General features: G+C 40.1%; 12 protein-coding genes. 5 read left to right on the top strand and 7 right to left on the bottom strand.

The annotated features are described in order from the left end of the window. Positions 1-184 precede the first annotated feature (184 nt). Entirely contained in the window at positions 185-2,353 is a 2,169-nt protein-coding gene (locus tag DPX34_RS21920; RefSeq protein ID WP_198673734.1) for a hypothetical protein, read from the top strand. A 225-nt stretch (positions 2,354-2,578) separates the two neighbouring features. On the opposite strand, the gene DPX34_RS21785 is transcribed toward DPX34_RS21920, so the two are convergent. The 7 genes from DPX34_RS21785 to DPX34_RS16575 all read right to left on the bottom strand — a co-directional run bounded on the left by DPX34_RS21785 (position 2,579) and on the right by DPX34_RS16575 (position 13,172). Then, the gene (locus DPX34_RS21785; RefSeq protein WP_157964768.1) at positions 2,579-2,743 is read right to left on the bottom strand and encodes a hypothetical protein; all 165 of its coding nucleotides are present in this window, start codon (positions 2,741-2,743) and stop codon (positions 2,579-2,581) included. A gap of 61 nt (positions 2,744-2,804) precedes the next feature. Further along, the gene (locus DPX34_RS16600; RefSeq protein ID WP_111979571.1) at positions 2,805-5,675 is read right to left on the bottom strand and encodes a family 78 glycoside hydrolase catalytic domain; all 2,871 of its coding nucleotides are present in this window, start codon (positions 5,673-5,675) and stop codon (positions 2,805-2,807) included. A 91-nt stretch (positions 5,676-5,766) separates the two neighbouring features. After that, positions 5,767-6,411 (bottom strand): cytochrome b/b6 domain-containing protein, encoded by a 645-nt coding sequence (locus DPX34_RS16595; RefSeq protein ID WP_111979570.1) that lies wholly within the window; start codon positions 6,409-6,411, stop codon positions 5,767-5,769. A 4-nt stretch (positions 6,412-6,415) separates the two neighbouring features. Further along, positions 6,416-7,360, bottom strand: coding sequence for a c-type cytochrome domain-containing protein (locus DPX34_RS16590; RefSeq protein ID WP_111979569.1), 945 nt, complete (start codon positions 7,358-7,360; stop codon positions 6,416-6,418). A gap of 17 nt (positions 7,361-7,377) precedes the next feature. Continuing rightward, positions 7,378-8,910 carry a DUF1501 domain-containing protein gene (locus DPX34_RS16585; protein WP_111979568.1) on the bottom strand — a complete coding sequence of 511 codons (1,533 nt, stop codon included), beginning with the start codon at positions 8,908-8,910 and terminating at the stop codon, positions 7,378-7,380. Positions 8,911-8,914: 4 nt separating this feature from the next. Further along, positions 8,915-12,031 carry a PSD1 and planctomycete cytochrome C domain-containing protein gene (locus DPX34_RS16580; protein ID WP_111979567.1) on the bottom strand — a complete coding sequence of 1,039 codons (3,117 nt, stop codon included), beginning with the start codon at positions 12,029-12,031 and terminating at the stop codon, positions 8,915-8,917. 61 nt (positions 12,032-12,092) lie between these two features. Beyond that, positions 12,093-13,172 carry an NHL repeat-containing protein gene (locus tag DPX34_RS16575; protein WP_111979566.1) on the bottom strand — a complete coding sequence of 360 codons (1,080 nt, stop codon included), beginning with the start codon at positions 13,170-13,172 and terminating at the stop codon, positions 12,093-12,095. Between the two features lie 1,193 nt (positions 13,173-14,365). On the opposite strand from DPX34_RS16575, the gene DPX34_RS16570 reads away from it, so the two are divergent. From DPX34_RS16570 to DPX34_RS16555, 4 genes are all read left to right on the top strand, one after another. Continuing rightward, positions 14,366-16,786, top strand: coding sequence for a BNR-4 repeat-containing protein (locus DPX34_RS16570; RefSeq protein ID WP_111979565.1), 2,421 nt, complete (start codon positions 14,366-14,368; stop codon positions 16,784-16,786). 915 nt (positions 16,787-17,701) lie between these two features. Next, positions 17,702-21,037 (top strand): TonB-dependent receptor domain-containing protein, encoded by a 3,336-nt coding sequence (locus tag DPX34_RS16565; protein WP_232824777.1) that lies wholly within the window; start codon positions 17,702-17,704, stop codon positions 21,035-21,037. A gap of 111 nt (positions 21,038-21,148) precedes the next feature. Beyond that, complete coding sequence (locus tag DPX34_RS16560) at positions 21,149-22,660, top strand: VCBS domain-containing protein (RefSeq protein WP_111979563.1); 1,512 nt, start codon at positions 21,149-21,151, stop codon at positions 22,658-22,660. Between the two features lie 80 nt (positions 22,661-22,740). Further along, on the top strand, positions 22,741-24,450 hold the full coding sequence (locus tag DPX34_RS16555; RefSeq protein WP_198673733.1) for a VCBS domain-containing protein: 1,710 nt from the start codon (positions 22,741-22,743) through the stop codon (positions 24,448-24,450). Positions 24,451-24,703 lie beyond the last annotated feature (253 nt).

Below are 24,703 nucleotides of genomic sequence, written 5' to 3'. Positions count from 1 at the left end.
CATCCATGCAGGCAAGCTTCGAGAGGTCATGAGTATATGCTCTACGATGTGATTGGGGCCGCCTAAATGGATTTAGGTGTTAGAACGACGCAGGAGCCAAAGTCGAGAGTAAGCGTTGACAATGAACCATAAAACCTGAGCCAGAAGACTATATATTCGATAACTAACAGACGATAATGAACCTATGATAAAAATTTTATTACCTTTGCTTATTTCAGTAGCGCCTCTTTGTTGGGCAGGTGAAACCCCCATTAAACACAACCTATCAAGTGAAAATATTAACCGTACCGTGCTTAAAGCTATTCAAGATTTTTCGGTTATCGATGCTGGTGATGTGCCTTATTACAAAGAGCAAAGATCAGATGCGCTAAGTATTAATGCGGTTCATCCAGAATACCGTAATTTATTTGCACAAGCCGATCATGAATTTACCGGCAAAACCGGTTTATATGATATTACGCTAACCACTTTAACTGAAGAAGATGGTGAATCGGTATATCGTTTATTAACAAATAATAAAGTTGTTGGCATTTATCGAAATTCTTATATTGGTAAAGGGTCACCCAAAGATTTTCAGCCCGAAACGCATACTTGGACTGATATTGCTTTAACGCAAGGTGATACGTTATCGATTGAATCGATCGCGCATACTAATGGCGAAATACCAGAGCATGGCGGAACCGCTTGGGCTCGTGGCCGTTGGCAACAACTTGAATTAACGCCTGCTAAGGCAATTCATTTGCCACGCTATCATTTCAGATCGCATGTTGATTTACTCGTGGCTCAATTTGACTCTAAACCAGACGCAGATGATATTCATGCGATTGCGGCCTTAGGTTCTATGCTTGATCATGCTGATATGGAAGGGGTTAATTACATTGCGGTTGCAGGTGCCATTGGCAACCAAAATGGCCCTTATATTGATGCGCCTAATTTATTTACTTTAGCTTTTGGTAAAGAAGGTAAAGATTGGATAAGTGCACAAAAAAATTGGCACAAAGCGGTCAACTTTACTAAAAACCGAGTAAAAGCGGTACTAGCGCAAGGCGGTAAAATTTGGGTGCAAGAAGCAGGGCAATCTGATTTTACTCGTGACTGGGTTCACGCTTTAATTACAGCGGGGGTGAGTGAATCGGTTATTAAAAATAACGTCATTGTTGTACAACACAGTGACTGGAATGAGAAAAAAACAACGCCTGCTGACCTTGCTTATGTCAAACTTAAAACCCGTTATCAAGCCGTAAACGATGGCAATGAAGCGATGAAAGAGTTTAACCGTAAAGGTCGACGCGGTGCTTTAACGCCCTTATATGTTAATGAAGATAAAAAGTGGTTAGCCAGTGCAATAAGCCCTAAAAATACTCGAGACGAAAGCCGTGCGATGTGGCAAGAGGCCGTAAGCATTATCGATAAAACCGATTTTAATTTTAAGCACTCTGTAATACCGCAAGGTGGAGTGGATTTTTCTGACATTGTTGAAAATTGGTGGATTTTTGATTTAGGCCATCGTGCACCTTCTGTTCATGCCTTTTGGGAACGTTATGTCACCAATGCACCATTAGATAAGATTAGCCCGCCTAAAGGCCGATTAGCGATTGTTATTGATGGTAATTCACCCGATCCGGATGATATTGGTGCCACTCCCGTCATGATGGGATTATTACAGCAAACGAATTTAAACGATAGATTAGTCCATCTTTCACATTCATGTGATTTAGACCCTTTCCGTAATAAAGGCATTCAGCGCATTAATGCTAAAAACGAATTGCGTCGTCAGCAAAAATTGCATGAATTAAGTGGCGAAAGTATTAAGTTATTTGGTCCTTTTGAAAACTTACGTGATTATTATAACTGTCGAGTTGATCAGCAAGGAGCCGCTGAAGATTTACGAGATGCCATTAACAACTCAACCGCTAATGATCCGCTTTGGATAATTGAAGCCGGCGAGCCTGATTTAATTGGTTATGCACTTGAGATGGCTAACCCTGATGTGATTAAACATGTTCATGTTATTTCTCATCACCCCGCTAATGATAATAGCGGAGATTATTTTACCTGGCAGCAAATTTTGGATTTTGGTATTACGCAGCATCAAATCGGTGATCAAAATGTCGGTTTACAAACGCCTATGTATCCTTGGGATTGGGCAAAAAACCATAATGATAAACGTATTCATTATATTTGGAGCATGATGGCTTATGCCGAACAAGACGGCGTTGTTAACTTTCAAACAAATAAATTTGATTGCTCAGATGCAGGTATGGTTTATTGGTGGATAACCGGAGCCGATAAGGGTGGCAATAACTCAGCTTCTGCCGCAGATATGAAAGATATGTTATTGTTTAAAAAATAAAACAAGCCAAAATTGTAACCAACAGCAATATCAAAGCCAGCTTATTTAAGCTGGCTTTTTTGTTTCTGGTCTACGTTTTTATAACATTTAATACGGCTATATCTATTTGTTGATGTTGGTTGGTTTAGGCGCGAAGCGGCGTAAGCCACCGTCACCATGTGTGTGGTAAATATTTTGACGCAGGTTTTTTACATACCCGTATTTCCGCATCCCCGAATATCCGGCTTACGCGACTTCGTCGCTAAACCGGTCTACGTTTGTTTTAACATTCAATACGGCTAAATCGATTTGTTTATGTAGGGGGGTAGGCGCGAAGCGGCGTAAGCCACCGTCACCATGTGTGTGGTAAATATTTTGACGCAGGTTTTTTACATACCCGTATTTCCGCATCTCCGAACACCCGGCATACGCGACTACGTCGCTAAACCGGTCTACGTTTTATTTTAATTATTTATAATTCAAACTTGAGGGCATGTTTACCGGCTTGATATTTTTGCTTGCTTTTATTGGGCAACATAACCCAAGCACTGGTATTGTTTGGGATCTCAAATTGCCAAAAAATAGACTGACCTTGGCGTTGCCAACGGCTTTTTATTTCACCATAACCACTGGTATAACTCACTTCTACTTCGTTTAAATCACGTGGAAATACCGGTTTTAAGATAAACTCTTGAAAACCGACACTGTGTTCCATCGGCCGAATACCGCCTAAACCTTGATAAAACCAACCATCGTAGCCGCCATGAAATGGGTGGTTTAGTGAACGTAAAGGCCCTCGGCCTTTACTCGGGTCAAAAGCGCCTTTACGCTCCCATAATGTTGTGCCTTTTAAAGTATCAAATAAATAGGAATACCCTGGGTAACCTTTGGCTTTAAATATATTGAAAGCGGTATCGACATAGCCATAATCACTTAATGATAAATATAAATAGGTTTGGCCGAGAGCACCAACAGATGAATGACCTTTCCATTTCTCGGTGACATCTTTATTTAAGGCATCTGCTACACCTTGGCGCAATTCAACCGGTGTAATACCAAACTGCAAAGCCATTGCATCAGCGGTTTGACTGCCATAATGGCCTGTTTTTGCATCATAAAACGCTTGATGAAAACCTTGGCTTAGGTTTTTATATAAAGTGATGAATTTTTCTTTGTCATCCGGCTTATTTAATACATTCGCTATTTTGCTCATATAGTTAGCTGCTTGCGTAAAGAGTGCCGTGCTGGTTACACCTGTGGTTGTCCATTGTGGTGTACCCCTGCCACCTACACGAGGTACGCCCGGAGCCGGTACGGGATCACACCAATCGCCATAACCGTTGTTAATTAAATACTCACTCATTTGGCTTTGGCCAAAAGTCATGTATTTAAGCAAACTTGAATATTGATTGGCTAGCAGTTGTGGATCACCATGATGGCGATAATGCTCCCAAGCAATAAAAACTTCGGCCACTGCCCAATCTACTTTACCACCACCGGTGCGTTTACCCGGCACAACAACCGGCGCGGTGTGTAATGCGGTTTGAAAATCGCCAAGGTATTTGGGCCAAAAGGCGTTCATATTAAAGTTATAATTACCGGTAATAAGCGTAGCGTGAGCATCACCTGTCCAGCCTGCTTTTTCGCGTATTGGGCAATCTAGTGGCACACTCATTAAGTTACTTTCGTAGCTCCAGAGTGCGGTGTTGTGGATGCGATTGATTAAATCATCTGAACTTTTAAATTGTCCAACACGTTCTACATCACTACGAACGAGCTGGGCGCTCAATGCGCTTAATGCAGGTTTTTGGGTTAAGCCGGTTATTTCTACATATCTAAAACCATGCCAGGTAAAACTCGGCGTCCAATTTTTGGGGGGGTTCTGTGCCGCGTTGTTCTCTGCTGCAATATAACCGTCAACCGCATTTAAGTTTGTGGCCCAGCCACCACCGCTTAATTGACTAATGTTGCCTTTACCGTCTTCCCATTCAGCAAATCTTAAATAAACCGCTTGTCCAGGTTCTAGTGCTAATTGATCAAGATGTAGTGTTGGAATACCCGTGAAGTTTTGGCCAAAATCAAATACCCATACGTTATCTTTTGGCTGTAAAATGCGTTGGGGTTGCATGGTTTTTACAGGCCGAATCGGCGGTAATAATTGCGGTTCAAGTTTTTTTGTTGGCCAATCATTAAGCACTTTAGCAGGCTGCCAATCTGACCAGTCTTGACTTGTGGTTACCTTATTCCAATCGGGTATCGCTTGGTTGGCATCATATAGTTCACCTGAAAAAATCCCTTCTTTGATGACGGGTGAGGCATGTGTAAGCCAGTTCTCGTTTGAGGTAACAATTTGGCGACTCCCATCGTTATAGGTTAATTCTAACTGTGCAATAAACGTGGGTTGACCAAATGTATAGGTTTTTCGCGCTTGCTTTTCGCCTTGGCTATCGGGGTTTTTCCAACCACTAAAGGCGATGTCTTCATCATACCAACCACTGCCTAAGTGAACAGCGATGGCATTTTGACCGTTTTTAAGTAATTCAGTAACGCGATCGGTGTTGTATAAAATGCGTTTGTCGAAGTCGGTTTGCCCTGGGTCCATAATGCGGTCTTTAACTTTTTGACCATTTAAAAAAATCTCATAATACCCACCCGCGGTACTATGCAATTTGGCACTTTTAATGGTTTTATCAATTGAAAATTCATGTCGAAATAAACTCGCTGTCGGCATTTTGTGCAGTTGTTCTATGGCAGAGGTTGCGATACTGCCGTCTTCTTTTTCAACCGTACCCACGAGGTTTATCCATTGGGTTGTTTGCGCTTGTGTTAGAGCGGGCGATGGTTTTTTTACCTGTAGCCATTTAGCTTGCCAATCCGTTTTATTAAGTAAGCCCATCTGCCATGTACTGGCTTGGCTCCACCTTGAGGGTTTAGCTGTTTTTTCTGTCGTACTTTCTGGCCAAACTCTTACTCGCCAATAAACAACCGAATTAGTGGTTAAAGGTAAACCTTGATACGCCACATTGACTGATTTGGCGCTGATTACTTTATGACTATCCCATAGATCGGCCTTATTATTCGCTAGGTTTTCGACTGAACTGGCAACTTGAATTTGATAAGCCTGTTGTTGCTTTACATTGGCGTGCCAAGATAAACGTGGATGTTGATGGTGCACATTTAAAGGGTGTGTATGACCTTCGATTAATAATGCGCTGGGTACAACTTTGTCAGTATTGAGTGCCGGAGATTGATTGCAACCCGTTAATAAACTGAAGACAACTAAAGCCGATGCAGACAGTAAATGGAGTTTACTGCGATTATTTAATTTTTTAATAAAATACATTGTAAGCCTATTTTTTTGTAAATAACTGAGCTAAAACCAAAGCTAAATTAAGAAAGCTAAATTAATAAAACTAAAAGCCTTTTGATAACAATCAAAAGAGCCAGTAAGAAAAAGCCCCCGCAATGAGGCCACACAACAACGCTAAACTTGTGGGTGCAAAATACAAGGGTTTAACAGGGGCCTGTTCGACTGTTTTTTTGCCCGTGAACATCGCTTTAATTAGGTTATCTTTTTTAATTAATACGTAAAAAAATACCGCAACTAAATGCAACCAAATTAAGGTAACTAAGGCATTAAAACTATAACGGTGAAGCTGGGTAAACGTATCCGACAAGGCTTTTGAAACATGATCAGATAGTGCACCACTAAAGCCTAAATCGTCGTTGCTTAATAACCCTGAAAAAACTTGAAAGCCAAGCACACACATCATCACAATCACCATCCACCCACCAGCCGGATTATGGCCAACTTGATGATGCGCTTGTAAACGTATGGATTTATTTAAATAACGTAAAGCCGCAAACGGTTGTACAACAAAATGGGTAAAGCGCGAAGTACGAGACCCCAATATTGCCCAAATTAATCTAAACACCAGTAAACCGATCAAGCAATGACCTGCAATTTCATGTAATTCAATTAAGCGATTTTCAATGGTGTACCAAGCGGCAACAATATTTATTACCAGCGCCCAGTGAAAAATACGTGTCGCACTATCCCATATTTTTAGCGTTTTCATTTAACTAACCTTGCTTTACTTTGATGAGTTCAATTGATTGTTGCGTATAGATATTTTCGATATGTTCATCGACCCATTGCTCATCAACTAATAACGTTTTAAGTGTCGGATGTTGCGCTAACTTAATCAGTTGTTTATTTTCAACTTCGACACCGGGTATTTTCAGTGTGCTTAATTGACTCATCGTTAGTAGGGTGGTGATTGAGTCAGACGATATTTTAGTATTTGATAAATCGAGTTCGGCTATGATGGGCCCAACCGCGTTATTAAATTGCGTTAACAGCTGATCATCAAAACGGGCTTTAATTGCAAAGCTGTTTACAATTAATAGGTTTGATGTGCGTGCTTGATACTGCAAAACAAACGGATATTGATTTTGTAATTGGTGTACTTGCTGCTCATAAGGTTTACGATTTTGCTCGATAGTGTGCCAGTTTATTTCAGTAAATGTGATGACTTTTGCTTTAGCGGGCGCTTCAGGAAAATCAGCTTCGGTGAGCGTGCCTGAACTGCCTTTAGTTAACCAAAGCTTAATGAGCGCGAGTTCTTCTTCTGTTTGTCTATCTCTACCATAGGGAGGCATCGCAAGTCGGTCTGTTTCGGGTAGCATCATGCGTTCAATCAATAAATTATGGTCTGCTTGCCGTAAATCAGCTTCACTACGGCCTGAAAAATTAAGTTGTCTAAAGCTATCTAAGCGTAAATGGCCTTTTGCTTTATTGCTGTCGTGACAGGCAACACAATACTTTTCAAATATGGGGTCAATTCGGCTGTTATAAAACGAATCGTCACTGGCTTGCAAAACCGGCGTTAACCCTAAATCTTCTTTAATGTGTTGGATCCAATGAGGCTGACTACGAACAAATAAAACAAGCCATAGCACACTTAGCAAGCCAACAATGATGAAATATCGCTTGGCTTTTTCTGTATTTTGAGGTGTGTTGTTCATTATTATATTTACCTCATTTATTTTAATATTTGCGACACAATGTGTGCCTCTTCAACCCCAGTTAAACGTTGGTTTAACCCCTGGAATCGATAATTAAGATCGTAATGATTAAAACCGAGTTGATATAAAATAGTGGCGTGTAGATCGGCTATTTCAACTTTGTCTTTCACTATTTCATAACCGAGTTCATCGGTTTCACCATGGGTGTAGCCGCCTTTAATACCAGCACCGGCCATCCACATGGTATAAGCATCAGGGTGATGGTCTCTGCCGGCAAAGGGGGCATCTTGTCCACCGCGATTTTCGAGCATCGGTGTTCTGCCAAATTCGCCCCCCCAAACAACAAGCGTATCTTCTAACAGCCCGCGTTGTTTTAAATCGGCGAGTAACGCGCCCATGGGTTGGTCTGTGTTTTTACATAAATCAACAAAGCCGTGATGTAGCGAACCATTTTTGCCTGAGCCATGCGAATCCCAACCATAATCAAATAATTGAATATAACGTACGCCACGTTCCGCTAAGCGTCGTGCCACTAAACAATTATTGGCAAAACTGGCTTCGCCCGGTTTAGCGGCATAATCAGCTAATGTTTGAGCTGATTCATTTTGTATATCAAAGGCATCTGATGCTTCTATTTGCATACGGTAAGCCATTTCATATTGTGAAATCCGCGTTAAGGTTTCTGGGTCGCCAAAAGCGTCATAGCTTTGTTTATTGATATTTGAAATCGCATCCAATACTCGTCGACGTAAAGGCCGACTCACTTCATCTGGATTACTTAAATACAACACAGGATCGCCGTGCGAACGACATTCAACACCTTGATACACACTGGGCAAAAAACCTGAACCCCATAATTGTTTGCCGCCATCGGGTGCGTTAGAACCGGATATAAGTGATACAAATCCAGGTAAGTTTTGATTAAGCGTGCCTAAGCCATAAGTGACCCATGACCCTATTGAAGGCTTGCCCGATAAAGGCGAACCTGTGTGCGTTAATATTTGTGCGGGGGCATGATTAAATTGATTCGTTTTCATGGATTTAATGAAACAAATATCATCTACATGCTTAGCTAAATGCGGCATACGATCAGAAACCCAAGCGCCTGATTCACCGTGCTGTTTAAACGGAAACTGCGGGCCTAATAATTTTGGCGTACCCGATATAAAGGCAAACTCTTTACCTTCTAAATAAGATTGAGGTGTCGCTTTACCGTTATATTTTTCTAGAATAGGTTTGTAATCAAATAGCTCTAATTGACTCGGCGCGCCAACCATATGCATATAGATCACCCGTTTGGCTTTAGCCGGATACTGCGGAGGTAACGGGGCTAAAGGTTGAGTGATGGGGCGACTAAAATCTAAGGTTTGTGCCGTTGCCATGGCTTGGTTTGGCATTAACGAAGCTAAAAAAGCACCGCCTAAAACCCCGCCGCTATTCGTAATAAATTCACGCCTTGTTTGCAATTGCAGCTGCTTTAATTTCAGTTGTTGTATTTCTGCTGCACTAACTTGCATGTTTTGATTGTATCGATTAAATAAATTTCTCATCGGGTTACCTAGTTAATGCATCGTCTAAATTTAACAAGATAGAAGCCATTGCGGTCCAACTGCCTGAGCTCAACGTGTTAGCCTGTTTTGTTTGTTCCGTTTTATCTGCGAGTTCTGTTTTAAGCTGTAATTGAATTTCATTTAATGCATCGTTCAAACTGGCTAATTCGTTTTTGTTTGGTTGACGCGACAAAACGCGTTTAAAACCCAACTCAATGGCTGAATCAATACTACTAGCCGCTTTGTCTTGCATTAACTTGCCTAAAGCTTGAGCCGCTTCGTGATAAACCGGATCATTTAAGGTGACTAAAGCTTGTAGTGGGGTGTTTGTTGCAATGCGGCGTTCATGGCTAAACTCGCGTGTTTCCATATCAAAGGTTAAAAAACTCGGATACATAAACGCTCTTTTCACAAATGTGTAAATCGCACGGCGGTAACGGTTCTCGTCTGTTGCATTGGTCCATTCTTTTATTATTTTACCTGGGTGTCCCCATATACCGTCTGGTTGAGGCGGCATTGCTGGCTCGCCGCCAATTTTATTCACGAGCAGATCCGCGGCTAATAACGCTTGGTCGCGGATCATTTCGGCGGTTAAACGTTGTCTTGGTCCTCGGGATAGCCATTGATTTTTGGGGTCTTTTTCGAGCAGTGTCGGATCAATCGTGGCGTCTTGTTGGTAAGCATGACTCATCACCATTTTTTTCAATATGGCTTTCATATCCCAATTTAAATCATTTTGAAAATGCAACGCTAACCAATCTAACAATTCTGGGTGAGTAGGAGACGTGCCGGCACTGCCAAAGTCTTCAAGTGTTTCAACAATGCCAATACCAAATAATCGATGCCATAAACGGTTAACGGCTACACGGGCAGTTAACGGTTGGTCAGGCTGAAAAAACCATTGCCCTAAACCTAAGCGACTCGGTTGTTGAGTAAAATGAGGGAATATGGCGGGTGTATTGGGTTTAAGCAGTTCACCGACTTTGGCTATCATGTTTCCGCGATTAAATTTAGCCATCGCACGGTTATCCCAGCGGTCTTGCTCCAGCATAACGGGCATGCCATAACCTTCAATCGAAGCAAGCTGATTTTTCAACTCACCATAGTGTTTTACGTGTGTGGTTCTATGTTCGCTGTTGGCATAATTTAGCCATTCGGCATCGGCAGAGATATCGATACGGGCACGATGCAGGCGAGAAGGTATACCATCGCCTAACATGGTACGCTGCATCTGGGCTAATTCGACTTCGATCTTATCGCCTTGCTGCAGTGTAAGTGGTTGGTTTAGAACTGCGACCGTCCAACGTGGTAAATAGATACGATGGGCAAACCAACCCACGCCTTCACCGGTTGATAAACCATCATGCTGACGATCAAGTTTACTTAATTGGGTTAATTGCTCGTCCATGACTTCTGTACTGTTCGACATATGGGTGTTAATTGACAGTTGTGTTTTTTCACCATTCGCTCTGATGACATAAAGTTTTATATCGTCAATATGAAACGGTTTTTCGGGAGTATGGCGTGCTTTATCGGGGTTTTGTGGTGTGGCCGTTAGTTTAATATTATTGACCAAGGTTGTTTGTTCAAAAGCCTGACTTATTAAATTAAAATACAACCGTGCTTCGTATTTTCCAGCATCAAAATATTCGCCATTTTTAATCTCAAAATGACGCACAGGTTGCTTGGTTAATTCAGCTATGCGTTTTTTACCCACTTTTACGAGCTCTACATGGCGATAGTTTGGTTTTTTGCCTTGCGCAGTAAGTTCAGCATTTTTGTCTTCCATTTCTTTAATGTATTGCGATAAGCCTCGTAGCTCGTCTCCTTGCGCGGTTTCTATTTCAACTTTTTGCCATTTTTTATCGGGGCTAAGCGCTTCTGTTTGTTTGTTTAATTCAAATGCTTTTTGGGCTTCTTGCTCACGAATTTTAATTAAGTTTTCTTGAATATCAAAAGCGAGTTGATGTTCGGTCTTGTTTTTAGCGAGTTTATAAAGCGGTTCATAATCTCGGTAGTCAGCATCTTTACTGGTATTAAAAAAACTAAGCGACGCATAGTATTCATCGTGTTCGATTGGATCATAAGGGTGCGAATGGCATTGCACGCAATTTATAGTCATGGCATTTAATACCGACCACGTCGTGGCATTACGATCCATTACCGCAACCATTCTAAATTCTTCGTCGTCAGTACCACCTTCGCTATTTGAAGGTGTTTGCCGGTGAAACCCAGTTGCTATTATATTGTCTAACGAACGATTTGGCATGAGATCACCGGCAAGTTGCTCAATAACAAATTCGTTATAAGGTTTGTTGTTATTTAACGCTTCAATAACCCATTGCTTGTAAGGCCACGACTCGCGATATTCGTCTCGAGTATAGCCATGGCTGTCGGCATAGCGAGCTAAATCCATCCACATGGCGGCCCAACGTTCACCGTATCGTGGCGAGGCTAATAACCTGTCGACTTGTTTTTCAAAGGCGTTATTACCTTCATCAGCAAGAAATGCATCTATCTCTTTTTCGGTGGGCGGTAAACCAATCAGATCAAATGATAAACGTCTTAATAGTGTGGTCTTATTTGCTGACTCACTTAGCGATAATTGCTGTTCTTCTAGATTAGCTTGTAAAAAGGCATCAATTTCATTATTGATCCGTTCAGTTTTTTGTACGGTGGGTACTGAATGGTTTTGTGGCTTTATAAAAGCCCAGTGTTCTTCCCATTCTGCCCCTTGTTCAATCCATGTTCTGAGTAACTGTATTTCATGTTGGGAAAGCGCCGGTGCTTTATAAGGCATGCGGATATTTGGATCGTTTGACTCAACACGTACGATTAATTCAGATGCATCTGGATCACCCGGTACTATGGTTAATCGACCCGAATGCCCTCGACCTAAGGCTTCTTCTCTATAAATAAAAGAGACATTCGATTGTTTACCAACCCCCCCATGACAACCCGTACAGCTTTTATTTAAAATGGGCCGAATATCGTTATTGAACGATATTTTTTTGTCACTCGATTCACTTTTGGGTTCGGTACAGCCTATTAATAAACTAACAAGGCTTAGCCATATTAATGGGGATGTTAATGAGAATAGTCGTACTTGATACTTCATCATAATTTAACCGTTTTAAAATACTGACGTGCGATGCATGGTCGGATAAACGAACACGTTAACGCTATTGTTTAGGCAGTGTTTGTAAATCAAACCGCACAAGTCGGCCCCACTTGTTCCACTCGGTAATATATAAGTTGCCTTGATGATCAAATGTAATGCCATGTGGGGCAGTAAACACCCCAACGCGCCATTTATCGGGCTCGGTTACATTGGTATTTATCTCGCTAGCGATGTCGTTAGTACCGAGGGTTTTAATGGTTTTTCCACCTTTATCGATTAAGCTCACTCGACCGCTTATTTCGGCAACCGCCGCAATATCGTTATAAAAAGCTACAGAGCTAGGGCGGCGTAAATCAGTCGCATAAGTGCCGATTAGTCCGCCATCTAACATCATGTGTACTAAGCGGCCATTTTTACGGTCGGTACAAATTAAACGATTAGGTGTATAACGAGGGTCGATATGTATTTTGTGGCAATTATTAAAATAATAAGGCGAACCTTGGCCTCCAAATGTTGTTAAATACTGGCCTTTTTCATTATATTTATGAATATAATCAAGACTATAACCATCAACGACATATAAATTACCTTGCTGATCGACATCGATTGCGGTGAGTTTTAAAGTGGGTTTACTTGCGGCATTTTTATGTTTGACGATTTTTTGGAATTGCTTTGGGATGGTTTTATCGGCGGCAATGTTAAATATGATTTCGCCTTGCAACGTCATTTTTATTATTTGCTTGTATTTTAATGATGTTCCATAAATGTATTCTTGGCCGTTTTGATCTTGGCGTATCACAAAACCATGAAAATCATCGGGGGCATTCGCTACATTATGCAGGTAATCGCCAGCGGGTGAATAAACACGAATCCCGCCTTTTGTGTTGCCATCACTCATGGTGCTAATGTAAAACTGACCCTGTTGGTCGATATCAATCTCACCGTGTGATTTGCCAATTTTGTGTGCGCCATTAGCCAAATCGAGCCATTGAGTAGAAACATCAAATTCAAGATGATTTTCATGGCTATTTACATGAAAGCTCATCATGCTCATTAGCCACGTAATCAACACCGCTCTATATATCGCTATACGCGGCATATAAAAGTTAAACTCTTTATTATTTTTAATTTTATTAAACATATATACCTATCTTTTTATTTGTTTACTGAGATAAATGCAAAATAAAATTAGCACTTAAGTTCAATATTGATACTTATTGGTCATATATGGTCGTATGTTAAGTTATATTAAGCTAATTGTGAATAATTAAAGTCACTCTTTGATAAAAAGTAATTCAAAAGTTTATTTTAGATTAGAAAGCGGCTGTGGATTGTTTGCTGATCATTTACGTTAATCGTTTATTGAGTTCAACCTTGCGTATGTATTATTATTTTTAAATTTAAACACGAGCCTAAACTCAACCTTCAATTTTCAACCTTTAATTTTCAGTGTTTGATCGTCGCTAGCTTATAGTCAAAGCGATCGGGTTTTAGGGGAAGCCGTCAAGCTTCGAGACCCCATGAGCATATGCTCTANCTATGTGATTGGGGCGAGTAAGCGCTGACAATGAACCATAAAACCTGAGCGAGAAGACTATACATTGGTTATCCGTATAAGCTAACGTTAAAAATAAGGCTTAAATAGAAATATATTTCAACATTACACAACAACCTGTCTTTAAGTTGTTGACGTTAGTTTGTTAATGTTAAGTTACTGTTTTAAATGTAATTAATGTTAATTATGTAGGCGGGGTGGGGTTATGAATTATTTTAGGTTTATTTTTGATTAATGAGTTAAACCAATAAAATCCGACTGTAATAACGTTTTGACCCAAGGCTTTGATTTAAGATTTTGACACCGAGAACAAACGTTAAGCAAGGTTAAAATTTATCTTCAACTGCGTTGCTTTATGCCGCCTCACATTCTTTTTATCCACTAAATATAGTCAAAGCGATCGGGTTTTAGGGGAAGCCGTCAAGCTTCGAGACCCCATGAGCATATGCTCTACTATGTGATTGGGGCGAGTAAGCGCTGACAATGAACCATAAAACCTGAGCGAGAAGACTATACGATTCAATTTTCAATGCGAATATTTCATATTTCATCTCGGGTTAATCTTAAGTTCAGTTAAACGTCATAACAAAAACCACAAACAAAAAGTTAACACAAATAAAACAAAATGATCTAAATTGACTTGATTGGGTTGGTTTTGTGTATTATTGTCTTTTGCGATTTTACGATCAAAAAATAACCAGTTATAAAATTATTAAGAACGATAAAATCAATAAATAACAAAAAAAACAATTTCAAATTGAATTAAGGCATTGATAATAATGATAAATAAAATTAAAAAGGCTAAAAGCCTATTACTTTTTGTTTCTTGTTTAGGGTTATCGACCAGCTATGTAAACGCGGCCGTTACTTTAGAGAATGAAATCAAAATAACGAATCATGGTTTGCATTTTGATGGTGCTAATCTAGATTATGGCACGGTCGGTCAAGTCGACGAAACAACTGCAAAATATGACTATTTTTTTGGTCCTAATATTTCAGCTCATGGCGACAGTGTAAAAACCTACGGCGATTATGTATTTACCACATGGTACCGAGGCGGTAAATTTGATCGTCATGTGATGTTGTCACGAGTTAATACGGTAACGGGCTCTATCGCGACAATTGAGTTTCCACATCAGCATACGGGTTTTAGAGGCAATGAATTAATAGGTGAATCACATAACACCATTGCGGTTGCCATTAGCCCCATAAATGGCTCAATACACATGTTGTATGATATGCACGCGTATGATGATAATAATCACGGTGGTAAGTTTAAAGATGATTACTTCCGTTATTCATACAGTGTGCCAGGTGCTGCCGATGTACCCGATAATGAATTCACCTTAAATAAATTTGTTAAAGATACCAGCAGCATTAACCAAGGTGCTGATGATTATAAGCACTTAACCATGACGGGTAATTTGGCTGACAAAGCTAATTTTTCGAAATTAACCTACCCAACATTTTTTACCAATACTGACGGCACCTTACTATTATATATGCGCGCAGGCGGTAATAATAATGGGGGTTATGTATTTAACCGTTATGATGCGGCGACTAAAAAGTGGTCTAAATTCACTGACTTTAATGTGGTTACGGCTAAAAACTACGGTAACGATTACAACTGGGGTTTGTACGGCCACATGAAATATGTCAACGGCAAATTACGCGTTGGCTTCCAACAGCGCAGCAGTGATAATTCTGATCGCTATAAATACCAGAATGGGGTTTATTATGCCTATTCTGATCATCCTGAAGGCAACGGAAACTGGAAAAATCATAAAGGTCAGAGCATGACGTTTCCATTAGTTAACTCAGACGAAATAAAAGTGTTTGAGCCAGGCGATTATATCGATCATGCTGAAGCTAACTCGGTTTATATTGTTGGTTATTTTGATTGGACAGTAACCGATAACGGTGATGTACACATGATCAGTAAAGTGCGCTCGTCAGACAGAAACAGAGCTGATTATCAAGAAGTGGATATCCACTCTTATAAACCAGCTGGCGCGACTAACTTTACACATTCCACAGATTTTACCGGGGCGACCAACATTTATACATCGGGCAATAATATTTACATTATCGGCCTCAATTCAAATGGTTACCCTTATGTTGAAAAAGCGGTGGGTGGTACTAATAATTTTACGCCTGTATATGAAGCGACTTCGGGAACACAATTTAATCATGGTCGAGTACATATTGCAGACGGCAAACTTTATTATTATCTAATGGAGCGATCGACGGGCACGACTCGTCCATTACATTTACAAATTATTGATTTAGATATTAACGCAAACCCGATTGTTACTTTTCCGCAATCGAGTGTTGAACTCGATGAAAATTACGAAACGTTGTCATTTGATATTGCGGCGACGAGCCCAACACCGGGTGTGGCAATCAACAACGTTAAACTGTATGTCGATGGCCAATTACTGCGTCAAGAAAACATCGCACCTTATGAATGGGGCCATGCAGGTAAACCAAATGAATTGCTAGGTTTATCTATTGGTGAGCACACCTTAACCGCTATCGCGACAGACGAAAACGGCCTTGAAGGCGAAGCATCAATTACAGTTGTGGTTACTGAATATGTGGATCCTACGCCTATTGTGACATTCCCACAAACTCATGTGCAATTAGATGAAGGTTATGAAGCATTGTCGTTTGATATTGCGGCGGTGAGTCCAATCGCTGATGTAGCGATTAACAATGTAAAACTTTATGTTGATGGTGAACTGCTGCGTCAAGAAAATGTAGCGCCTTATGAATGGGGTCATGCAGGTATACCGGATGAATTATTGGGTTTATCGGTTGGTCAACATACGTTAAGAGCAGTTGCGACCAATGACAACGGACTTGAAGGCGAAGCATCTATTATTGTTGTTGTTAATGACACATTATTAAGCAGTTGTACTTCAATTACCGATGTTGCCTGGGACACCAGAACAGAAGTTGCACTGTCGGGGAATAATAGCTGCATTCGCTTTAACCAAAATTTATCGGGCAAAACCGTACAATTTTGGGACAGCGAAGAAAATTCGTCATGTGACTTTAGAGGTGTAGTGAGTTCAGTTGACGGTAACGGCGAAATTACGGTGACGAGTAATTATAAACAGTCATCTGATTATACCGGTACGGTTCTCGCTTTAGCGCCGAATAATGGCTGTCAGTATATAAAAGTGAGAGCTTTTTAAGCTTAAAGGTTGAAGATTAATTTATACCCAGTGCTGAAAGCACTGGGTATAACAAGTTTAACAGAGGAGTAAAATAGAGACCCCTTACATTTTGTATACCCATTTCACTTGGGTTTAGTCACTTGGGTATAGTCAAAATACGTTCGTTCAAATAAAACAATCACATTCATCTGCAATAGACGATCCCCATCGTCGTTACCCGCTGCTCAGCTTTGCAGGCTAAAAACTCGATAACGCATTTAGCAATAACTTGCAAAATTATGATTTAGTCAATTGTGTCTTGTACTCAAAATTTTTCAATATTAATCATGATCACTAAAGCAACGGTGATGGGGGTAACAACCCCACTTGTAAACTAAAACTCAGCAGGAATGCTGAAGCCTCACATTACCTATAAATAAAACGCGTTAAAATCAAGGCCTAAAACTTAAATATTAGATCAGAACTAGGCAATAGATTAACGTGCTTTTTTTGTTTTTGTTGCTATTTTTAATTTAACAATATTGTTCATTTTGTCATGAATTGTATTATTTTATCACGCCCCTCAATGACTCCGTATGACCTATTTTGTTTGTGGCTATATTATTTCAAAAAACAAACTTTAGATAATTATTTTTATTTTAAATGACAACTAATTGTTATTTAAGTATTTTATTTATATTTTATGGTTGGCTTTCTCTTTATTGGTGATTTGATTTGATTGTTTGTTTTTGGTTTTTTGTTTGTTTTTTATCGTTAGTGCTTGTATGTGCTTGCAATGATGAATTGGGGTGATATATTAACAGAATGTTAAAAACGTTCTTGAATTGAAATACTGACATATATCTAAACGGGAGATATCTGATGTCTAAAAGACATAATAAAAATAAGAGTTTAAATAGAAGCGTCCTTGTAGGGTCTGCTGCTGGCTTATTAATGAGTATCAGCGCACCTTCTGTTATCGCTCAAGAAGTACGTGCTGCGATAGAGCAAAATAGTGCTTCAGAGGAAATGGAAACAATCGAAATCACTGGTGTTCGTGGTTCACTAGAGTCGGCGCTTTTATCAAAACGCGATGCGCCTTCTATTATTGATGCGATTTCAGCCAAAGACATGGATTCATTACCGGCTCTTGATTTAGGTGAAGCATTACAAGCTATCCCCGGTATTCAGTTAAATACAGATGATGGTTCACGTAATTCAGAAATTAACTTGCGTGGTTTATCTGGCGGCTTTGTTAAAACAACGGCTGAAGGTCAGTCATTTGCCACGCCAAGTCGAAGTGCCGGTAACGTAGGTGGGTCAAACCCATTTGGTTCATTTGAAGCCAGTGTATTTGATGGTGTAAACGTGGTTAAAGCAACAACCGCTGATATGCAAGAAGGTGGCATCGCGGGTTCAGTTGATAAAAAATTACAACGCGCTTTAGGTAAAAAAGACGGCAAATATTCACTTAATTTTGGTAGTCGTTACGAAGAGTTATCTGAATCATGGGATAACGAGATTAAAATATCGGCGACTAAACATTTAATTAAAGATAAATTAGCGGTTGCCTTTAAAGTGGCAGCCTCTGAGCAAAATTTCCGTCGTGATACGGCAAACTTCACACAATATACTTCATTAAATACCGTTGAGAATAACGCGATACATGATACGGGCTTTATTAGCGCCGAAGACCTAAATGCCTATAAAGCTCAGCACGGTATTAATGATCCGCTTGCCATTGTAAAAGTAATTGGTAAAGCAGGGCAAGTTACTGAAAATTCACGTGGTGATCGATTGTCGGCAACGGGTAACATTGAATTTCAAGCGACAGAGTCATTAAAAATAGGGGCTAATTTCTTATTTACGCGTCGTGATTTAGGCGATAGTAATATGGAAGATGTTCAATATTCTATTGGCCGCGATGATGACAAAGGACGACTCGATACGCAAAAAGTGACGCCGATTGGTGCACCTATACGCTTAAGCGATAATGCTAATCCGGCCTATAATCCAGCCATTCATCACCCTGACCTAGCGACAATTCCGGTTTATGCGGTAACACATGCACAAATGACGAATGTATCGTGGACACCATCTAACCGTCTATCTTCGCAAAAAGAAGAAGCAAAAGGCATATTTTTATACGCTGATTACATAACAGATGATTGGGTTATTGATGGTACGGTGAGTAAATCTGAATCACTTAATGAATTTCATATGTCTGGTTTAGATTTACGTCACCAAAATAAAACCAATAAACAATATACCGATTTAGATTCGAGTGACAGATTGTATTACGCTGCAACGGGACTGAATGCCGAAATTAATACAGGTAATGGTGATTTAAGTAATGCATTTGCAACATTAACTGGGTTTGATAATTGGAACTACTCAGATGTGAATGGTGTATTAGCGCAGGTTGACCCTGAAACAGGTGAGCCGCTTTATGATTTAGGCGAAAATGCCTGGAAACGAGGTGCTAATGGTTGGAAAAGTGTGCCATTAACCAGCTTTGGTAGCACGTTAGACCCTAAGATTAACCCATTAGTAGAAAGTCATTTTCCTGCTGGGTATTTTCCTGCGGCTCCGGCTGAGTTAACGGCTGAGCAAGAAGCGGCTTTAACTCCAGAAGAAGCAGAGGCGCGTGCAGCTCAACTTAAAGAGCGTGAAGATGCTTTAGCTAAATTTGGTGGTAAGTCACTCGATTATTATGTAAATGGTCGTGTGCAACGTCCAGAGCGTGAGTATGAATCGGGCGAACTTAACTTCGAACGTTATACTGATATCGGTAATGATTTATTTAGAATTTCGAGCATTAAGTTTGGTGGTCGCCATTCTCGTGAAATTCTCGATACTTATGATGTCCGTGTCGGCGGCGGTGCGATGAACTTATCGCAAATTAATGGCGATGTATTATATAAAGACCAATTATCATCAGATGGGCAGACTGTTTATTTTAATGGTGACTACCCTGGTCATTATGGGTCGAGTGACGGTTGGAAAGTACTGGATTCGAGAAACTTAGCCACTTTAGTGCAGCAAGATATGGTTGCCTATGATGAAGATGGCAACATCATCGAAGATGTAGCGATAGCTGACCCAACCGGTTTTGCGGTTAAGTTAAAAACGGGTGACCCTGAGACTGATGGCGAAGCCGGTCTGAACGAAAATTATCGTTTCAACTTCTCAGCTGACCAAGTTATTAACGCGGTTTATTTAATGAATATGTATGAAGGTGAAATTGCGGGAATGAGCTACACCGGTAACTTTGGTGTGCGTTATATCGAAACAACCAATGATGTAATTGGACAAGGTTTTGATGATGAAGAAAAACCCATCGCTGTATTAACCGAAACTGATTATGACCATACATTACCTTCGTTTAACATCGCAGTTGATTTAACCGACGACGTTGTATTTCGTACCGCTTATTCAAAAGGGCTTGTTCGTCCTAACTTGTTAGCGCAAACGCCAAGCCCAGTCAATACGAATACGCGAACGCGAGTAAGATTAGAAAACTCGAAAGCAGAAGTATTACCTTACACATCTGAAAATTTTGACCTTTCTTTAGCTTGGTATAACCGCGAAGGTTCAGCCTTATCAGTGGGTATATTTACTAAAGAGATCCAAGGTCAAATTCTTACACAAACGATTTGTCCGGTTGGTGATCATGAAAAATACAATGTTGGAGAGTTAGAGCTTATTCAAGATGGTTCTTCTAACGGAAAATGTCAAGAAGTCGGTGATTTTGATCCAGGTAATGGTGAAGACATCGTTAGTAATCGTACTGTTACGATTAAAGAAACATTCAACAGTAATATTCCAATTAAGGTTACTGGTTATGAGTTGGCTGTACAACAAAAATTAGACTTCTTACCTTACCCTTGGAACGGTTTTGGTGGGGTATTTAACTTCACTAAAGTTGATTTAGATGAGGGTGGCGGACAACCAATGACTCGAATTGCGCCTTATTCATATAACTTAATTGGTTATTACGAAAATGACGGTGCCAGTATTCGATTAGCCTACAACTGGCAAGACGAAAAGTTATTAAGTGCAGGCGGAACAACCTCTTTCCTTGGAAGTGATGCGCGTACGCAAACTGCAGGTGGCCGTTTAGATATGTCGACTTCTTATCGATTTGGTAAGGGTATTAAAGTTAACTTCAAGGCGATTAACCTCAATAACCGTCAAGAATATGAATATATTGGTGGTAATGAAGACGCGATCAACCGTATCCGTTTTGCCGGTCGAACTTATGTTGTTAGCTTAAGTTACAACTTTTAATTCGCGCGACAATTAACTTTATACGTTTTTTAATTGCGTAAATGCGGCTTTATCGTATAACCCGTCGCATTACGCAATCAATACTAGAATAGAATTTACGGGAACAAGCAAATGAAAAAACAAATCCTTGCTTTATCTATGATTGCTGCCTTATCTGCATGTGAAATAGATAACAGCGCTGCTAAAAAAGTAGCAGCAAATTTTAATAATGAGTTTAAAACTGAAGTCGGCTTTTTTGGCACCACAGGCAAAGGGTTAGATGTTGAACTAACAACGGGTCATGGTAGTGCCTCTGGTGTTATTGGTGTAACCGATGTTAACTACGGCGAAGCTGATCCAGATTACACACTTATACCCGAAGCTATGTATGGCACCTTTACCATGACCGAAGCGGGTGATGGCGCGTGGACATATGACTTAGATGAAACGAACGCTGAAGTTGCCGCTATTATGGACAACCCAAATGGTACTTTGACTGATTCAATTACGTTAACGTCTTTAGATGGTACAACAAGCGAAATTAACTTTATTATTAAAGGTTTAGCACCTGATCTTGAAGCTGAATTTCAAGGGTCGTTTGTTGCTAATGTTGCGATGAACCAAACCGATGCGATTGGTTTAGCACGTGTATATGATCAAAACTTTGACCAATCTTCGTTTATGGTTGTTACCGAAGATGACACGCCGAAATCTAAATATGGCTCATTCACTATCTCAGCCGATGGTGTTTGGAACTATAAACTAGACAATACATTGCCAGAGTTACAAGTACTTGTTGAACCAGAAGATTTTGTTGAAGAAACGTTCACCATTATGTCTAAAGATGGAACAACTAAAGAATTTTCATTAAGAGTAACGGGGGCCCCTTTAAACTTTGCTGCCAAATTACCTAGCTTGAAAGATGAAACACCATTGTTATCTATTATTACTAAAGATAATGGTGGCATCACAACGGGTATGCGTGAACAAGGTAAATTAACATTCAGAGCTAAAGTAACGCCTGATGCGCCTTCGAAAGCCGGTTTTGGTGTTATTGGTTCTCGTTACAACTCAGAAAAAAGACGTGTCGCGCATGTTCGTGCTTCATTCGATGGCATCATTGAAATGTATTCGCCTAAAATTGAAGTGGGTGGTTCATACTTAGGTAAAAACTACGAAAGAGATCCGGTAAGCAATAACATTCTTGATGATTATGTTATTTTTGATCAGCCGCATGAAGCAGGTAAATGGTTCGATATTGAAATCACTTGGCAGAAAAATTCAGGCTTGCCTGCATTATTAACCATGAAAATCAATGGCGAGACAGTAAGCTCGTCACATGATGCTATTCCGGCTGACCCAACTCAACCTTTCCTTGCTCAAACATTAGCGAGTTACAGCTTAACTGACAATGTATCAGAAATTCAATTTACGATGCCTAAAAATGCTAATAATGGTGGAGTAGGGGCTGTATTTATTGATGATATTAAAATTTATGACGACCCAAATGCTGACGCGTTATCAACGCCAATTTTTGAAGACGATTTTCAGGATACAGCTTCGGGTGACAAAGTCACAGACCGAGGTAGCCCGTTCTATAAATCAAAAACAACAGATAACGTAATAGCCGTTATTGAACTGTAGTCAGATTTTGTTAGCGCTTAGACAAACGCTCTAAGCTTTCTCATGAATTGAGCAAAAAGAATATATAACAGGAAAAAATGATGAAAAAACAATTCCTAACTTTATCAATTATTGCTGCCTTAACCGCCTGTGGTAGCGATGATGAACAAACAATAGTGGCTGAATCACCAGCCGAATTTAGTGGTGATTTTTCAGGCACGGCAACTAAAGCCGCGTCTTCAATGGGCACGGTAAAAGTCAATGATGTAAACCCTGGTGAGTCATTAGTATATCCGGCTACCACGATAGGGCAATTTGGTACTTTTTCGGTTAATGCCGCTGGCGAATGGGAATATGTAATTGATAACGCGAATGAAAATGTTGTTGCTTTGGTTAGCTCTGATATGCCTTCGTTAATTGAAAACCCGTTTACGGTTAAGGCATTTGACGGCACAACAACGTCTGTCGCGCTTAAAATTGCAGGTATTGATGTTCCTGCTAAATTTAGCGGTGCATTAACCTATTCTGTTTTTTATGATGATGGCACAGCGACTTCTGCAATCAAAGTAACGGATGCAAACCCAGCTGAGGCTTTATTTGCGGCTGACCAAACGCCAACTGCAATGTATGGTTCGGTGAGCTTTGATAGTGGTAAAGGCGAATGGACGTATGATTTAGACGAAACAAATACAGATGTAATGGCTTTAAATTACACTGAAGAAACCGATACGCCGCCTTCATTAGAAGATACCTTTATTATTAAATCAGCTGACGGCACTGAAGGTACAGTAACTATAACGGTTAAAGGCTCTCAACTTGTGCCTGCCGTTATTGAAGGTTTACCTATTGATGAAGCTGGTGAAGCAACGGCAATGGTTAATGTTAATAGTGTTGATGCCGATGGCGAATTGACAATAACGGATGTTAACTTTGACCAAGCTAAGTTTCAAACACAAGATGCGGTTGCAACAAGCTATGGTACTTTCTCGATTGATGAAGCCGGTGCTTGGACTTATAAACTCGATGCAACTAACGCTGAAGTGGTAGCACTTAAAGGCGACGGTGAAGCGCCAACCCCATTAATGGAGTCAATCAAAGTAATGTCAGTTGATGGCACGGCTGTTGATATTCCTATTACGGTGAATGGTTTAGTGGGTGGTAATTTAACGGCAAAAGTTGATGGTGGAGCGGCCGATGGTATATTTAGAATTGACTTGCCAGCGGATGCTCACGAATCAGGTAAAATGACTTTAAAATTTAATTATGAAGCATCTGGTACTAAAGACGCAAAAATAATATTTTATGGTCGAAGCGTAAATACAGATGATAAGCGCACCATGGCGGCTATTACACTGCGTTCAAACGGTCAAATTAAACTGATGAATGGTAGCGGTACTAAAGCAACATTCACTTTGGATCAAGCTCACACGCCTGGTGATTGGCATGATTTAGCCTTTACTTGGAATGCAGCTACTGATGCTAAAGTAGGTGGTTTTCCTGTGATTTCATTATCGATTAATGGTACCCCTGTGACTTCTGCGGGCGGCGAGATTTCTGGTGAAGTCTTCCCATCTTTCAGTATTGCGAGCTTTATCGTTGGCATCGGTTCTAAGCTAATGCAAGTTTCAACAAAAGGCGGTTCAGGAGGTGGTGTTTATGTTGATGATTACGTCATTTATTCTGACGTTGCTGGAACTAATGCTATTTACACTCAAAACTTTGATGATTTAGCCGAAGGTGCTGCACTTGAATTAGATGTTAATAACTCTGCAACAAAAGCAACTATGGTTAGCCCACTAGCTAAACCTTAATCAAGGCTAAATTAATAGGGCACGACCTTATTAATAGACAAGCGGTTTAAGTATTAAAAATAGCGCTACTCAGTTAGCGCTATTTTTTTGCATACAGTATATACACTAGTCACTTGTTAATAATATGTATTATTAATTCTTCAATTAAATTATAAGATCACGTGCTGTCTATTTGTACCCTACTTTACTCATTTCATTCCTAAGATTATTCATTGTTAAAAAATGTAATTGAATATAGATATTGATTAAAAGT

Origin of the sequence: Algibacillus agarilyticus, assembly GCF_003286125.1 — a bacterium.
Taxonomy (GTDB): domain Bacteria; phylum Pseudomonadota; class Gammaproteobacteria; order Enterobacterales; family Alteromonadaceae; genus Algibacillus; species Algibacillus agarilyticus.
This window is presented reverse-complemented; position numbering and strand designations above follow the sequence as displayed.

What these genes read in the sequence shown, in the direction of transcription:
- DPX34_RS21920 (WP_198673734.1), top strand. Translation starts at nt 185, where the DNA reads ATGATAAAAATTTTATTACCTTTGCTTATTTCAGTAGCGCCTCTTTGT.
- DPX34_RS21785 (WP_157964768.1), bottom strand. Translation starts at nt 2,743, where the DNA reads ATGCGGAAATACGGGTATGTAAAAAACCTGCGTCAAAATATTTACCAC.
- DPX34_RS16600 (WP_111979571.1), bottom strand. Translation starts at nt 5,675, where the DNA reads ATGTATTTTATTAAAAAATTAAATAATCGCAGTAAACTCCATTTACTG.
- DPX34_RS16595 (WP_111979570.1), bottom strand. Translation starts at nt 6,411, where the DNA reads ATGAAAACGCTAAAAATATGGGATAGTGCGACACGTATTTTTCACTGG.
- DPX34_RS16590 (WP_111979569.1), bottom strand. Translation starts at nt 7,360, where the DNA reads ATGAACAACACACCTCAAAATACAGAAAAAGCCAAGCGATATTTCATC.
- DPX34_RS16585 (WP_111979568.1), bottom strand. Translation starts at nt 8,910, where the DNA reads ATGAGAAATTTATTTAATCGATACAATCAAAACATGCAAGTTAGTGCA.
- DPX34_RS16580 (WP_111979567.1), bottom strand. Translation starts at nt 12,031, where the DNA reads ATGATGAAGTATCAAGTACGACTATTCTCATTAACATCCCCATTAATA.
- DPX34_RS16575 (WP_111979566.1), bottom strand. Translation starts at nt 13,172, where the DNA reads ATGTTTAATAAAATTAAAAATAATAAAGAGTTTAACTTTTATATGCCG.
- DPX34_RS16570 (WP_111979565.1), top strand. Translation starts at nt 14,366, where the DNA reads ATGATAAATAAAATTAAAAAGGCTAAAAGCCTATTACTTTTTGTTTCT.
- DPX34_RS16565 (WP_232824777.1), top strand. Translation starts at nt 17,702, where the DNA reads ATGAGTATCAGCGCACCTTCTGTTATCGCTCAAGAAGTACGTGCTGCG.
- DPX34_RS16560 (WP_111979563.1), top strand. Translation starts at nt 21,149, where the DNA reads ATGAAAAAACAAATCCTTGCTTTATCTATGATTGCTGCCTTATCTGCA.
- DPX34_RS16555 (WP_198673733.1), top strand. Translation starts at nt 22,741, where the DNA reads ATGAAAAAACAATTCCTAACTTTATCAATTATTGCTGCCTTAACCGCC.